Origin of the sequence: Pseudomonas sp. 5P_5.1_Bac1, assembly GCF_025466015.1 — a bacterium.
Lineage (GTDB): Bacteria > Pseudomonadota > Gammaproteobacteria > Pseudomonadales > Pseudomonadaceae > Aquipseudomonas.
In genome coordinates this window covers 86,619-101,649 of the sequence record NZ_JANLNX010000036.1, presented here as the reverse complement: position 1 = coordinate 101,649, position 15,031 = coordinate 86,619, and the positions used below count along the sequence as shown (strand labels likewise).

General features: G+C 63.9%; 12 protein-coding genes and 3 tRNA genes. All 15 read right to left on the bottom strand.

All coding sequences use genetic code 11. The features are described from left to right. Positions 1–73: 73 nt before the first annotated feature. Positions 74–841: a thioesterase II family protein gene (locus NTD82_RS06200; protein ID WP_262128091.1), complete on the bottom strand. Its 768-nt coding sequence runs from the start codon at positions 839–841 to the stop codon at positions 74–76. 270 nt (positions 842–1,111) lie between these two features. Next, positions 1,112–1,188: transfer RNA gene (locus tag NTD82_RS06195), tRNA-Asp, on the bottom strand. 99 nt (positions 1,189–1,287) lie between these two features. Further along, positions 1,288–1,364: transfer RNA gene (locus tag NTD82_RS06190), tRNA-Asp, on the bottom strand. 79 nt (positions 1,365–1,443) lie between these two features. Continuing rightward, positions 1,444–1,519: transfer RNA gene (locus NTD82_RS06185), tRNA-Val, on the bottom strand. A 198-nt stretch (positions 1,520–1,717) separates the two neighbouring features. Beyond that, entirely contained in the window at positions 1,718–2,491 is a 774-nt protein-coding gene (locus NTD82_RS06180; protein WP_262128090.1) for an SDR family oxidoreductase, read from the bottom strand. After that, entirely contained in the window at positions 2,488–3,699 is a 1,212-nt protein-coding gene (locus tag NTD82_RS06175; RefSeq protein WP_095155652.1) for an O-succinylhomoserine sulfhydrylase, read from the bottom strand. The genes NTD82_RS06180 and NTD82_RS06175 overlap by 4 nt, the downstream gene beginning before the upstream one ends. 16 nt (positions 3,700–3,715) lie before the next feature. Further along, a complete protein-coding gene (purF, locus tag NTD82_RS06170) occupies positions 3,716–5,221 on the bottom strand; it encodes an amidophosphoribosyltransferase (RefSeq protein ID WP_095155651.1) in 1,506 nt (501 codons plus the stop codon). Between the two features lie 41 nt (positions 5,222–5,262). Further along, on the bottom strand, positions 5,263–5,817 hold the full coding sequence (locus tag NTD82_RS06165; RefSeq protein ID WP_095155650.1) for a CvpA family protein: 555 nt from the start codon (positions 5,815–5,817) through the stop codon (positions 5,263–5,265). 98 nt (positions 5,818–5,915) lie between these two features. After that, positions 5,916–6,590 carry an SPOR domain-containing protein gene (locus NTD82_RS06160; RefSeq protein WP_262128089.1) on the bottom strand — a complete coding sequence of 225 codons (675 nt, stop codon included), beginning with the start codon at positions 6,588–6,590 and terminating at the stop codon, positions 5,916–5,918. Further along, positions 6,574–7,881 (bottom strand): bifunctional tetrahydrofolate synthase/dihydrofolate synthase, encoded by a 1,308-nt coding sequence (gene folC, locus NTD82_RS06155; RefSeq protein WP_262128088.1) that lies wholly within the window; start codon positions 7,879–7,881, stop codon positions 6,574–6,576. The genes NTD82_RS06160 and folC overlap by 17 nt, the downstream gene beginning before the upstream one ends. Beyond that, positions 7,878–8,798, bottom strand: coding sequence for an acetyl-CoA carboxylase, carboxyltransferase subunit beta (gene accD, locus NTD82_RS06150; protein ID WP_095155647.1), 921 nt, complete (start codon positions 8,796–8,798; stop codon positions 7,878–7,880). The genes folC and accD overlap by 4 nt, the downstream gene beginning before the upstream one ends. Before the next feature lie 275 nt (positions 8,799–9,073). Next, positions 9,074–9,694 (bottom strand): phosphoribosylanthranilate isomerase, encoded by a 621-nt coding sequence (locus NTD82_RS06145; protein ID WP_262128087.1) that lies wholly within the window; start codon positions 9,692–9,694, stop codon positions 9,074–9,076. Between the two features lie 38 nt (positions 9,695–9,732). Beyond that, the gene (gene truA, locus NTD82_RS06140; protein WP_095155726.1) at positions 9,733–10,575 is read right to left on the bottom strand and encodes a tRNA pseudouridine(38-40) synthase TruA; all 843 of its coding nucleotides are present in this window, start codon (positions 10,573–10,575) and stop codon (positions 9,733–9,735) included. A 120-nt stretch (positions 10,576–10,695) separates the two neighbouring features. After that, on the bottom strand, positions 10,696–13,728 hold the full coding sequence (locus NTD82_RS06135; protein WP_262128086.1) for a FimV/HubP family polar landmark protein: 3,033 nt from the start codon (positions 13,726–13,728) through the stop codon (positions 10,696–10,698). 168 nt (positions 13,729–13,896) lie between these two features. Continuing rightward, entirely contained in the window at positions 13,897–14,907 is a 1,011-nt protein-coding gene (locus tag NTD82_RS06130; RefSeq protein ID WP_262128085.1) for an aspartate-semialdehyde dehydrogenase, read from the bottom strand. Between the last annotated feature and the right edge of the window lie 124 nt (positions 14,908–15,031).

Below are 15,031 nucleotides of genomic sequence, written 5' to 3'. Positions count from 1 at the left end.
TTGGCAAAAAAAGGGTCGGGGTATCGAAAAGAAAACGCGCCCGCAGCGGCCGGCGCGTGTGCAGCAGTGCTGCTCAACCGGCCGCGCGGGCGGGTTGCAGGGCCTTGCGGTTGCGCCAGCGCGCCAGGTGCTGGTCGGCGTAGCGGCGCAACTGGCGCAGGAGGTGGGCCTGTTCGTCGATCAGGTAGAAGTGATGGCCTTCGAACATGTCGAGGGAGAAACCGGTGCTGGTCTCCTCCTGCCAGTCGAGCAGTTCCTCGACCTTGACCGTGTCGCGCTTGCCGCCAAACACATGGATCGGCACCGCCAGCGGCTCGCGCCGGCCATAGGTGAAGCTGCCGCAGAGAAGGAAATCGGCGCGCAGGATCGGCAGGATCAGTTCGAGCAGTTCTTCGTTGGCGATCACGCTTTCACTGGTGCCACCCAACTCGCGCAGGCGAGCGATCAGTTCGGCGTCGCTTTTCTCGATGGCGTATTCACTGACATCGCGCCGGGCCGGACCTGCCGTGGCCGAGGCGAACAGCGCCAGCGGCGCCGGCAGGCCGCGTTGGCGCAAGACATGGGCCAGCTCGAAGGCCAGCAGGCCGCCGAGGCTATGGCCGAACAGCGCGTAGGGACGGTCCAGTTCGACGGCGATTTCGTCGGCCAGGTGATTGGCGAGCGCCACCATGTCGGTCTGCAGCGGCTCGTCCATGCGCATGCCACGCCCGGGCAGCTCCAGCGGGCGCACCCGCAGCCAGGCCGGCAGCTTCTGCCGCCAGGGGCTGTAGCACATGGCGCTGGCGCCGGAATAAGGCAGGCAGAACAGAGTCAGGCCGGGTGCTTCGCGATCGATGCCCATTTATCGTTTTCCTGTGGATGCACGCCCCGGCCATGACAACGGCCGGGCTTGTCTCCAAAAAGAACGGATGGGGGGTGGAAATAATTAGTCGCAACTGGGGGCGTATTGCAGGGGCTACGCCGTGGGTTGACGCGGAACCTGTAGGAGCGGCTGTTAGCCGCGATGGGGGAGGCATTTGCGCTGAAAAAATGAAACGACAGAAACAAAAAAAGCGACCCTAGGGTCGCTTTCTTCGTTGCTTCGAGGAGTTCAAGGGCCTCGAGGCGAGTATGGCGCAGCGGACGGGACTCGAACCCGCGACCCCCGGCGTGACAGGCCGGTATTCTAACCGACTGAACTACCGCTGCGTATCTCACAGACTTTCGTCCGTTTGAAACTGGGATCTGGTCTGAAGGCTTCGAGACCTTCGGACCTCAAACCGGTCGTTAAACCGATCTGGAGAAAAATGGCGCAGCGGACGGGACTCGAACCCGCGACCCCCGGCGTGACAGGCCGGTATTCTAACCGACTGAACTACCGCTGCGCAGTGTGGACTTGCGTCCTGCTCCTCTCTGGTAGATCGCTTCTTTCGAATCGACCCGGGCCAGGAACATCTCAGGAAGTGGTGGGTGATGACGGGATCGAACCGCCGACCCTCTGCTTGTAAGGCAGATGCTCTCCCGGCTGAGCTAATCACCCAATTCGTAACCTGTGTTGCCTTGTTACGTTTGCTTCGCTGAGGCCGCGAAATTTACGCAGGTGCCGAACCTAAGTCAATACCCCCATTGAAGTTTTTTTCAAAAAAGGCATTTTCAGCTTCAAGCTGGGAGCTGTAAGAGAACAGCAAAAGCAAAACACACCGCGTACCTCTTGCCGCTTGCAGCTCAAAACTTGCAGCTAGCAATAAATCATTTTCTTGGTCATGCCGCCGTCGACGACGAACTCCTGACCAGTGATGAACCCCGCGTTCTTCGACAACAGCCACGAGACCATCGACGCCACATCTTCCACGGTCCCTACCCGGCCCGCCGGATGCTGAGCATGGTCGGCCTCGCTCAACGGTTCGGCACGGCGCACGGAAGGATCGCGGGCATCAATCCAGCCAGGGCTGACGGCGTTGACGCGAATCTCCGGGCCCAGGCTCATGGCCAGCGCATGGGTAAGGGCCAGCAGCCCACCCTTGCTCGCGGCATAGGCCTCGGTATCGGGTTCGGACTGGCCCGCGCGGGTCGACACCAGGTTGACGATGGCCCCGCAATGAGCGCGCAGATACGGCGCACAGTGCTTGGCCAGCAACATCGGGCCGCCCAGGTTGACCGCCAGGACGCGATTCCAGTGATGGAGGCTGAGGCTTTCCAGGGTGGTGTTGTGCGGATCGGCGATCGCCGCGTTGCACACCAGTGCATCGAGGCGGCCGAACTGACCGAGCACTTCGGCAACGCCGACGGTGACCTGGTTTTCGTCGGCGACATCCATGCCGACGAACCAGGCATTGTCGCCCAGCACCTTGGCGACCTTGGCCCCGCGCACGCGGTCAAGGTCGGTCAGGACGACCTGCCAGCCTTCGGTGATCAACCACGCGGCGATGCCCAGGCCGATGCCGCGAGCGGCACCGGTAACCAGCGCCACGCGGCCATTATGGCTGCTCTCGGCAACCGACCAGTCGATCACAGTGCAGCCAGTCCACGGGCGAGGTCGGCCTTGAGGTCGGCCACGTCTTCCAGACCCACGGCGACGCGGATCAGGCTGTCGCGGATACCGGCGGCCTCACGTTCCTGCGGCGACAGACGGCCGTGGGAGGTGGTGCCCGGGTGGGTGATGGTGGTCTTGCTGTCACCGAGGTTGGCGGTGATCGAGATCAACCGGGTAGCGTCGATGAAGCGCCATGCGCCCGCCTTGCCATCCTTGACCTCGAAGCTCACTACCGCACCGAAGCCGGTCATCTGGCGCTTGGCCAGTTCGTGCTGCGGATGGCTTTCCAGCCCGGCGTAATGAACCTTCTCGATGCCGTCCTGCTGCTCCAGCCACTCGGCCAGAGCCTGTGCGTTGGCGCAGTGGGCGCGCATGCGCAGGCTCAGGGTTTCGAGACCCTTGAGGAAGATCCAGGCGTTGAACGGGCTCAGCGACGGACCCGCGGTGCGCAGGAAGCCCACCACTTCTTTCATCTGCTCGCTGCGACCGGCAACCACGCCGCCCATGCAACGGCCCTGGCCGTCGATGAACTTGGTCGCCGAGTGCACGACGATGTCCGCGCCCAGCTTCAACGGCTGTTGCAGCGCCGGGGTGCTGAAGCAGTTGTCCACCACCAGCATGGCGCCCTTGGCGTGGGCGACCTCGGCCAGCGCGGCGATATCCACCAGCTCGGCCAGCGGGTTGGACGGCGACTCGACGAACAGCAACTTGGTGTTCGCCTTGATCGCCTGTTCCCAGGCAGACAGGTCCGCCAGCGGCACGTAATCGACCTGCACGCCGAAGCGCTTGAAGTACTTCTCGAACAGGCTGATGGTCGAACCGAACACGCTCTGCGAGACCAGCACATGGTCGCCGGCGCTGCACAGCGCCATTACCGTGGACAGGATCGCGGCCATGCCGGTGGAGGTGGCGACCGCCTGCTCGGCGCTTTCCAGGGCGGCGATGCGCTCCTCGAAGGCCCGGACGGTCGGGTTGGTGTAGCGCGAATAGACGTTGCCTGGAACTTCGCCGGCGAACCGCGCCGCGGCGTCGGCCGCGGTACGGAACACGTAGCTGGAGGTGAAGAACAGCGGATCGCTGTGCTCACCTTCCGGCGTGCGATGCTGGCCGGCGCGTACCGCCAGCGTATCGAAAGCGACCCCTTCGAGGTCGCTGTCCAGGCGCCCGGCATCCCATTCCTGTGTCATGCCGTTGCTCCCTATATCAGTTGTTGTAGAGGTCGATGATCGCGCTGACCGCCTGGGTCTTGACCTTGGCCAGGTCGTTGCGGGCCTGCTCGATCTTGTCCAGGTAGGCCTGGTCGACGTCGCCGGTGACGTACTGGCCGTCGAATACCGCGCAGTCGAAGTGCTCGATCTTGATCTTGCCGCCGCCAACCGCTTCGATCAGGTCAGGCAGGTCCTGGTAGACCAGCCAGTCGGCGCCGATCAGGTCGGCGACATCCTGGGTGCTGCGGTTGTGAGCGATCAGCTCGTGGGCGCTCGGCATGTCGATGCCGTAGACGTTGGGGAAACGCACGGCCGGGGCAGCGGAACAGAAGTACACGTTCTTCGCGCCGGCTTCGCGGGCCATCTGGATGATCTGCTTGCAGGTGGTGCCGCGCACGATGGAGTCGTCCACCAGCATCACGTTCTTGCCACGGAACTCGAGTTCGATGGCGTTGAGCTTCTGGCGCACGGATTTTTTCCGCGCAGCCTGGCCCGGCATGATGAAGGTACGGCCGATGTAGCGGTTCTTGACGAAGCCTTCGCGGAACTTGACGCCCAGGTGGTTGGCCAGCTCGAGAGCGGCGGTACGGCTGGTGTCGGGAATCGGGATGACCACGTCGATGTCGTGGTCCGGACGCTCGCGCTGGATCTTCTCGGCCAGCTTCTCGCCCATGCGCAGACGCGCCTTGTACACCGACACACCATCGATGATCGAGTCAGGACGGGCCAGGTAGACGTGTTCGAAGATGCACGGGGAGAGTTTCGGATTGGTCGCGCACTGACGGGTGTGCAGCTTGCCGTCTTCGGTGATGTATACCGCTTCGCCCGGCGCCAGGTCGCGGATCAGGGTGAAGCCGAGCACGTCCAGGGAGACGCTCTCGGAGGCGATCATGTACTCGACGCCTTCGTCGGTGTGACGCTGGCCGAAGACGATCGGGCGGATGCCGTTCGGGTCGCGGAAGCCGACGATGCCGTAACCGGTGATCATCGCCACCACGGCGTAACCGCCGACGCAACGATTGTGCACGTCGGTGACCGCGGCGAACACGTCTTCTTCGGTCGGCTGCAGCTTGCCACGCACCGCCAGTTCATGGGCGAAGACGTTGAGCAGGACTTCCGAATCGGAGTTGGTGTTGACGTGACGCAGGTCCGACTCGTAGATCTCCTTGGCCAACTGTTCAACGTTGGTCAGGTTGCCGTTGTGCGCCAGGGTGATGCCGTATGGCGAGTTGACGTAGAACGGCTGGGCCTCGGCCGAGGTCGAGCTGCCTGCGGTTGGATAGCGCACATGGCCAATGCCCATGTGACCGACCAGGCGCTGCATATGGCGCTGCTGGAAGACGTCACGGACAAGACCGTTGTCCTTGCGCAGGAATAACCGGCCATCATGGCTGGTAACAATACCGGCAGCGTCCTGGCCGCGGTGCTGGAGGACCGTTAGCGCGTCATACAGCGCCTGATTGACGTTCGACTTACCGACGATACCGACGATGCCACACATGCGACGCAACCCCTACTTAATGAAACTGGACTGAACAGCACTCAAGGCGTTTTAGGGCCCAGGAGCTGCTCCTTGAACGGGAGATCAGCCGGTGCGCTGATCCCGCTGGCTAGCCACTGGCTGGTCAACCCCAGAATGAGGTTCTTCGACCAGTCAGCCACCAATAGAAATTGGGGCAAGAGCCGCGACTCTTGCCACCACGAATCCTGTTGTACCGGTCCCAGGCTCAGCAGCCCGACCGCTACCACCACCAGCAAGGCTCCCCGCGCGGCGCCAAAGGCCATGCCGAGGAAGCGATCGGTCCCGGACAACCCGGTGACGCGAATCAGTTCGCCGATGAGAAAGTTGATCATTGCCCCCACCAGCAGGGTGGCGACGAAAATAATGGCGCACCCGGCAATCACACGGGCGGAGGGCGTCTGGATATAGCTTTCGAGGTACTGCGACGCGGCGCCCCCGAACATCCAGGCGACGGCGCCGGCGATGATCCAGGTGAGCAGTGACAAGGCTTCCTTGACGAAGCCGCGCTTGAGACTGATCAGCGAAGAAATGGCGACGATCGCGAGAATCGCCCAGTCGACCCAGGTAAATGCCACGGTGCGGCCTGCAAACAGTTGAGGCGGCGCATTTTACCAGAGCGGCGGGCCGGGGGTAAGCGGTGATTTGCCGTCCGGACAGGGCCGGACGGCGGAGTTCAGCTTCGTTCTGGCTGGAAGCGCACCACGAAACCCTTGAGTTTCTGCTGGCGACTGATGACATCACGCAGGCGCTCGGCTTCGGCACGCTCGATCACCGGCCCGACGAAGACCCGGTTCATCCCGTCGGACGAGCGGATATAAGCGTTATAGCCCTGGCTACGCAGGGTTTTCTGCAGGCTGTCGGCGCCGGCGCGGTTGGACAGGCTGGCCAGTTGCACCGACCAGCTGACCGGCAAGCCATTGCCGTCGACCTTGTTGGTCGATGCCGGCGCCTGGGCGGCCGGCTTGGCAGGAGCTGGCGCCGTAGCGACGGTTGGTGCGGGCGTTGCCGCCGGTTTGACCGGAGCAGGCGCCGCTGGTTTGGCCGGGGCTTCCGGCGTGGGGGCCGTGACCGTCACTGTCGAAGGCGCTGGCGCGATCGGCGTGGCCGGTGGCGTCTGCGGCTGGGCCGCGACGCTGCTGTCCGGGATCACCTGGGGTTCCGGGACCTGCACCGGCTCCACCTGAACCTGCGGCAAGGCCGGGACCGCCGGGGCTTCCGGCGCTTCGACACGGACCTGACGCAACTCGTCTTCCTTGGTGAACAGCATCGGCAGGAAAATCACCGCCAGTGCCACCAGTACCAGCGCACCGACCATCCGCTGCTTGATGACTTTATCCAGCCCCGCCATTGGCCCCTTCCCCCTGGGTCTGCCGGCTCAGCCACTGCAGGGCCTCGCCAACACAGAAAAATGATCCGAACAGCAGGATTTCATCATCCGCCGTCGCCTGCTCGCACTGCCCTTCCAGAGCCTGTGCAACGCTGGAGTAAGACTGCACCGAAGCGCCAAGGTTCTCCAGTGCTGCTTGCAACTGCGCCGCCGAACGGCTGCGCGGTGTATCCAGGGCGGTTACCGCCCAGTGCGCGACCTGGCGGGACAGCGGCTGGATCACACCCGGCAGGTCCTTGTCGGCCAGCAGGCCGAACACCGCCAGGCGCTTGCCCGCCACCGGCCGCGAGGCCAGGCGTTCGGCCAGGTATTGCGCGGCATGCGGGTTGTGCCCGACATCCAGCAGGATATTCAACGGCTTGCCCTGCCAGACGAACTGGCGACGGTCGAGACGGCCGACGATACGCGCATCGGCCAACGCCTGGGCGATCTGCCCGGCATCCCACGGCAGGTCGAGCAGCAGGTAAGCCTGAAGGGCCAGCGCGGCGTTTTCCATCGGCAAATCAAGCAACGGCAGATCGCGCAGCTCGACCACCTCGCCACGGGCGTCAACGCCCCGCCACTGCCAGTTCTGGTCAGTGTTGGCCAGATCGAAGTCACGGCCGCGCAGGAAGAACGGGCAACTCAGCTCGCGAACCTTGTCCAGCAACGGCTGCGGCGGATTGAGATCGCCGCACAGCGCGGGCTTGCCCTGGCGGAAGATCCCGGCTTTCTCGAAGGCCACTGATTCGCGGGTGTCGCCCAGCCAGTCGGCATGATCGACGCCGATGCTGGTGACCACGGCGAGGTCGGCGTCGATCAGGTTGACCGCATCCAGCCGCCCGCCCAGGCCGACTTCCAGGACCACCGCATCCAGCGCCGAACGGCTGAACAGCCAGAACGCCGCCAGGGTGCCCATTTCGAAGTAAGTCAGGGAGATTTCGCCGCGAGCGGCTTGCACCGCGGCGAAGGCTTCGCAGAGTTGCTCGTCGCTGGCTTCGAGGCCATCGATCTGCACCCGCTCGTTGTAGCGCAGCAGGTGCGGCGAGCTATAGACGCCGACCTTCAGCCCCTGCGCCTTGAGCAGCGCAGCGATGAAGGCGCAGGTGGAACCCTTGCCATTGGTGCCGGTAACGGTCACCACCCGAGGCGCCGGTTTGCCCAGCCCGAGCCGTGCTGCAACCTGCTGGGAACGTTCAAGGCCCATGTCGATGGCCGACGGGTGCAATTGCTCGAGATAGGCGAGCCAGTCGCCAAGGGTACGTTGGGTCATACGGTGGCAGGCGCCGGTGGCACGACAACCGCGTCCATGGCCGAAGGCACGAATTTCGGCGTCGGCAGGCCCATCATCTGCGCCAGCAGGTTACCCAGGCGCGCACGCAGTTCCTGACGGTGAACGATCATGTCGATGGCGCCGTGCTCCAGCAGGAACTCGCTGCGCTGGAAGCCTTCCGGCAGTTTTTCGCGCACGGTCTGCTCGATGACGCGCGGGCCGGCAAAGCCGATCAGGGCTTTCGGCTCACCGACGATAACGTCGCCGAGCATCGCCAGGCTGGCAGAAACGCCGCCGTAGACCGGGTCGGTCAGGACGGAGATGAACGGGATGCCTTCTTCACGCAGGCGCGCCAGGGCGGCGGAGGTCTTGGCCATCTGCATCAGGGAGATCAGCGCTTCCTGCATGCGCGCACCGCCGGAAGCGGAGAAGCAGACCATCGGGCAGCGGTTTTCCAGCGCGTAGTTGGCGGCGCGAACAAAGCGCTCACCGACGATGGCACCCATCGAGCCGCCCATGAAGGAGAACTCGAAGGCGCTGACCACGATCGGCATGCCCAACAGGGTACCGCTCATGGAAATCAGGGCGTCTTTTTCGCCGGTCTGCTTCTGTGCGGCGACCAAGCGGTCCTTGTACTTCTTGCCGTCGCGGAATTTCAGGCGGTCGACTGGTTCCAGGTCGGCGCCCAGCTCGTTACGACCTTCCGGATCGAGGAAGATGTTCAGGCGCGCACGGGCGCCGATACGCATGTGGTGGTTGCACTTGGGGCAGACGTCCAGGGTCTTTTCCAGTTCCGGGCGATACAGCACGGCTTCGCAGGACGGGCACTTGTGCCACAGGCCTTCAGGAACCGAACTCTTCTTCACCTCGGAACGCATGATCGATGGGATCAGTTTGTCTACTAACCAGTTGCTCATGCTTTATTTCTCCAGTAGCGGCGGCCGGCAGGCAATGGGTGCCGGGTCGCGCGTATGCCCTTGAGCTTCAATTCGTGTATGTCGCGAAGATCAGCCGCATCCGGTGGCGCGCATTCAGCGCAAGCCCTTAGGAAGTGCGACTCATCGTCAACCTGTATGGGCGATGCCTACGGCACCGACCGACAATTTCGACCGGCCCGCGGGCCTGGTCAGGCAGCAATAGGCTGCGAAAGCTATGGACGATGCGGCACCGATAGCCGTCACATCGAAGCGCCTCAACCGCGGCGCACCGCGTTGATGAACGCTTCGATGCGCGCCGCATCCTTGATGCCCTTGGACTGCTCTACCCCACCACTGACGTCCACCGCATACGGCCGGACCTGAGCGATGGCCGCGGCGACGTTGTCCGGGGACAGCCCGCCGGCGAGGATGATCGGCTTGCTCAGATGCTCCGGCACCAGCGACCAGTCGAAGGCTTCGCCCGTCCCGCCGGGCACGCCGGCCACGTAGGTGTCGAGGAGAATGCCGCTGGCCTTGGCGTACAGCTTGCAGCTCGCTTCCAGATCATCGCCGGGGCGGACCCGCAGCGCCTTGATCCAGGGACGGTTGTAACCGTCGCAATCGGCCGGGGTTTCGTCGCCGTGGAATTGCAGCAGGTCCAGCGGCACGGCCTCGAGGATTTCGCTCAGTTCGCAGCGACTGGCGTTGACGAACAGGCCCACCGTGGTCACGAACGGCGGCAAGGCGGCGATGATTTCCCGCGCCTGCTGCACGGTCACCGCGCGCGGGCTCTTGGCGTAGAACACCAGGCCAATGGCGTCAGCCCCCGCTTCAGCCGCGGCCAGCGCGTCTTCCACGCGAGTAATACCGCAGATCTTGCTGCGAACGGCAGACATAGCCAGCGAACCTCGACTGAACCCGAAAGTCCCGGATGTTAGCAAATGACCGCCGGGTCGTCAGCCGCCAGTGATTCGAAACCGGTGAGGAAATGCGGACCGATGAAACGCGCGGGCAAAGCGAACTCTTCCGGGTACTCGACCTGCACCAGATACAGGCCGAACGGATGCGCGGTGACGCCGCCAGCACGCCGGTCGAGGCTGGTCAGCACCTGCCCTGCCCACTCCGGCGAGCGCTCGCCGGCACCGATGGCCATCAGTACGCCAGCGATGTTGCGCACCATGTGATGGAGAAACGCGCTGGCACGCAGATCCAGCACGATCATCTTGCCGTGGCGAGTAACGCGCAGATGGTGAAGGGTCTTGATCGGCGACTTGGCCTGGCATTGGCCGGCGCGGAAGGCGCTGAAATCGTGAGTGCCGACCAATTGAGCGGCGGCTTCGGCCATACGCTCGACATCCAGCGGCCGGTGGTTCCAGGTGACCTGATCACCCAGGTGCGCCGGGCGAATATCGTCGTTGTAGATGACGTAGCGATAGCGCCGCGCACACGCCTTGTAGCGGGCATGGAAATGCGCCGGCATCTCCTTCGCCCAGGAGACGCTGACGTCATGGGGCAGATTGATATTGGCGCCCATGGTCCAGGCTCTGGAACTGCGCACCGCGCGGGTATCGAAATGCACCACCTGACCGCAGGCATGCACGCCGGCATCGGTGCGCCCGGCGCAATGCAGCGCCACCGGCGAATCGGCCACCCTCGACAGCGCTTCTTCAAGGGTCTGCTGCACACTCACAGCATTGCTTTGGCGCTGCCAGCCACGATAGCGGGAGCCTTTGTATTCCACGCCCAGGGCGATTCTGAAAAAGCCTTCGGCCGCCATTTCGGCGGCCGAGTTGTCGATGATTTCCAAGAGGATAAAGCCTGTCGATTTACACAATGGCGGGAATTATAACGACAACGGCAGCCACCCGGGCTGCCGTTGGACTTGCGGGGCGGACGGTCAGGCCAGTTTCGAACGCAGCTCGTTGGCTTCGCGGCGCTGGGCCTGGTCACCCTCCTTGTTGACCTCGTCGAGGATGTCGCGGGCGCCGTCATGGTCACCCATGTCGATGTAGGCACGGGCGAGATCAAGCTTGGTCGCCACTTCGTCGGCACCGGACAGGTAGTCGAACTCCGCATCATCCGGCAACGCCGCTGCATCTTCAGCGGTGAAGTGCGGCTCGAGTGGCGGCTGCTCCAGGCTCTGCGACAGCTTGTCGAGCTCGGCGTTGACGTCATCCAGTTCCGCGGCAAAGTTCTTCGCCGCCGCATCCGACTCGCCCGGCAGGGACAGGTCGAAGTCCTCCGGCAAATCGAGATCCGGCAGGTCGGCTTCCAGGCCCAGGTCGTTGTCGAATGCCGCCAGCTCCGCCTCGATATCCAGCGGTGGCCTGGCTTCAGGCGCAGTCACCGGGGCATCGTCGGTAACGTCAAGATCGAAGTCGGCCAGATCGTCCGGCTGGGCCGCCAGTGCCTTGTCGGCGTCCTCGAACAGGGCATCGAAGTCCATGTCGTCGAGTGCCGCGGAGGTTACCGGCTCGGCTTGTGGTTCGGGTTGCGGCTCAGGTTCTGGTTGCGGCTCTGGCTGCGCCTGCGCTGCAGTGTGCTCCTGCAGCAGGCTGTCGAAGTCCAGGTCATCCAGCGCCGGGGCAGGCTCGGGCTCGACTTGCGCTTCAGGCTGCGCCTGGGCGGCGGTGTGTTCTTGCAGCAGGCTGTCGAAATCCAGATCGTCCAGCGCTGGAGCAGGCTCCGGCTCGACTTCCACTTCAGGCTGCGCCTGGGCTGCGGTGTGCTCCTGCAGCAGGCTGTCGAAATCCAGGTCATCCAACGCCGGAGCGACTTCAGGCTCTGGTTCCGGCTCTGGAGCCGCCTGCGCTGCGGTCTGCTCTTGCAGCAGCGAGTCGAAATCCAGGTCGTCCAGATCAGCAACAGGCTCGGAGGCGTCTTGTGGTGCGGGTGCCGGCTGAGCTTCGGGGTTGTCTTGCAGCAGGCTGTCGAAATCCAGATCGTCGAGGGACGGCTCCGGCGCAGCAGCTTCGCTGGCCTTGACCGCGGCGATATCCGCCGGCGTTTCCAGCTCCAGCCCGTCCAGGTCGTCCAGGCTCAGGTCAAAAGCGCTGTCCAGCTCGTCATCACCGGGCAGGTCGGCTTCCGGTTTTGGTTCTTCGGACAGCAGCCCCTGAACGAATTCTTCGTCCAGCGCCGTTGCCGCGACCGCACCGGCAGCGGCCAGTGTGACCATGGCCGGATATTGGCTCTTGAGGCCGTCGACGGCGGCGAGGTTCTGCGGATTGGCCTGCAACTGCCGCTCCTGGCCGACAAACGCGTCGCGGTCACCCTGGCGGGCATAGACATCCATCAGTTTCAGGCGCAGATCGCTACGCTGTGGCGCCTTCTCCACTGCGGGTTCCAGCAGGTTGGCGGCGTGGTTCAGGCGGCCGTTGGCGATGCTCTCATCGACTTCTGCCAGCAGTGGATCGACCGCTGGCTCGGCGACCGGCGCCACACGCGGCTCGCTGACTTGCTCGGCGGCAGTCGCCGCGGCGGCGGAGGCTGCGACCACGGCGGGGGCCAGCTTGACGGTCGGCGGCGCCATGTCCAGGCCTTCGAAGCTGCTCGATGGCAGTTCCAGGTCTGGACCGAGTTCGGTTTCCTCGGCCAGCGCGCGCGCCATGCGCAGGTGTTTTTCCGCCTCCTGCTGGGCCTTGCGCTTGCGCGCCAACAGCAACAGGAGCAGCAGCAACGCCAGGAGTGCAGAACCGGCAATCAGCGCCAGCAGCAGCGGATTGCCGAGAATGCTGTCCAGGCCGCTATCGTTGTTTTCCGGCGCGACTTCGCTGGCGGCCGCGTCAGCCGGCGCGGTATCGACCGCAGCGGGTGCCGGTGCGACCACAGGTTCAGCCGGGGCCGGCTGCAACTGGGCGTCGATAACCGGGGCGGTCGCCACCGCCGCTTCTGCCGGAGCAGGAGCCGGAGCTGGCACAGGAATGCCACTCTGGGCTTCGAGGCGGGCCAGTTGGTCGTTTTTCAGTTCGATCAGCCGCTGCAGTTTGTCCAGTTGGCTCTGCAGATCGGTCATGCGACTTTTCAGTTCGTCGCCTTCGCGGCGGCTGGCGTCGAGGTTTTCCTGGGTCGTCGCCAGTTTGTCGCTCAACGCCTTGTCACCGGCAGCACCCTTGCCTGCGGGAGCGACCAGCTTGAGGTTGTCCTGCTCGGCAACACGCGCCGGCGCGGGCTGCGCCGTGTTGCGCCGGGTGGCATCCAGTTGCCGCGCCTGCGGCCCAAGACGACGGCCCTGGCGCCAGGCGGCGTACTGTTCGTTGACTTCTTTTACCGCCTGGCCCTGCGGAATGTTCTGGATCTGTTGCTGGTCCGGCATGCGCAGGACCTGGCCAGTCTTGAGCTGGTTGATGTTGCCGTTGATGAAGGCATCCGGGTTGAGCGCCTGGATCGCCAGCATGGTCTGGTGCACCGAGCCGCCCTGACGCGCGCGCGAGGCAATTTCCCACAAGGTGTCGCGGCGCATGGTGGTGTAGTTGCCCGGCGCGCTGACCGCAGGGGTCACGCCGGCGGCCTTGGCGGCTTCAGGGGAAAACTTGGATGGGTCGATCAGTACGCTGTAGTCGCGCAGCAGACGGCCTTGGGGCCACAGCACCTGGACCAGGAATTTGACCATCGGCTCTGGCAGCGGCTGGCTGGAGGTCACTTTCAGGACACTCTTGCCCGCCGGGTTGATCACCGGGGTGAAGGTCAGGTCATTGAGGAAGGTCTGGCGTGCGACGCCCGCCTTGCTGAATTCGTCTGCCGGCGCCAGGCTCGGCTTGACCTCGGCGGCAGTGAGGTCACGTACATCGAGCAGTTCGATCTCGGCGTCCAACGGCTGGTTCTGCGCCGACTTGAGGGTCAATTCGCCCAACCCGAGGGCATGCGCCATACCGGAAGACAGCGCCGACGCTGCGGCTATTGCTAACACCAGTTTGCGAATTCGAAGCATGACCTCATCCTTTGTTTGAAACTTCCCCGGGCACCGAGAAGAAGTGAAGAACCGCCTTGAGGCTTGGTACCGACATGACCACTGCCATGTTCGAACTGTTGATAAATGCCGGAGCAAAGTTATTTCCGGCATTTAACGCTCAGTGTGCAAAGTGTCGCCAAGTATCTTTTACACAAGGTCTTTTATCAACAATTCAGCCACCTGTACGGCGTTCAAACCCGCGCCTTTGCGCACGTTATCGGTTGTCAGCCAGAGATTGAGTTGTTGCGCCTCGTCGATACCACTGCGAACGCGGCCCACATACACCACATCCTGGCCTACTGCATCACCCACCGGCGTCGGATAATCCCCCGCCTCCACCAGTTCGATACTTTCAGCCGCTTCCAGCGCCGCATTCACGGCAGGCAGATCCACCGCCTCGCGCGTGTTCAAGGTCACAGTGTAGCTATCGCCGAAAAACACCGGGACTTGAATGCAGGTCACTGAAATGCTGAGTAAAGGCAGGTCCAGTAATTCGCGCAACTCGCGCACCAGACGACGCTCCAGCAGGCCATGTCCTTGCTCGTCGCTGGCACCGACCTGAGGCAGCAGATTGAAGGCTACTTGCCGGTCGAAGAAGCGCGGTTCCAGCGGACGGGCATTGAGCAACTCGGCGGTTTGCCGGGCCAGTTCGCTGACGGCTTCGCGGCCCTGGGCGGAGATGGCCTGGCAGGCGGTGACGTGCACACGCTCCAGGCTGATCAGGTTTTTCAACGGCGCCAGCACCACGGCCAGGGCTACCGCGGCGGAACTCGGGCTGTGCAATTGCAGCGGTGCTTTCAGGTTGTCCAGCACCTGCGGGTTGGCTTCCGGCACCACGGCAGGGGCTTGATCGGCAGGCAGCGCGCCGGTGAGGTCGATCACCGCGCAACCGGCGGCTTGCGCGCGGGGCGCGAAGCTCAGGGTGACGGCCGGGCCAGCGGCGAAGAAAGCCAGGCGGACCTTGCCGAAATCGAAGTCATCGACCTCGCGGGTGCGCAGGTTCTTGCCGCGAAAGGCCACGGAACTGCCAGCCGATTCGTTGCTCGCCAACAGGTACAGGGTGCCCACCGGGAAGTCGCGTTCTTCGAGGATCTGCACAAGGGTTTCACCGACGGTGCCGGTGGCGCCAATGACGGCGATATCGATGGGCTGGGTCATTTCGGGGTCTCTCTGGCCGGTTGGGTTGCTGGGCAGCTCATCGCGAGCAAGCTCGCTCCTACAGGGATGTCGCTAGAACCGTAGGAGCGAGCTTGCTCGCGATGAACTGCGAAAGCAGTCCCGG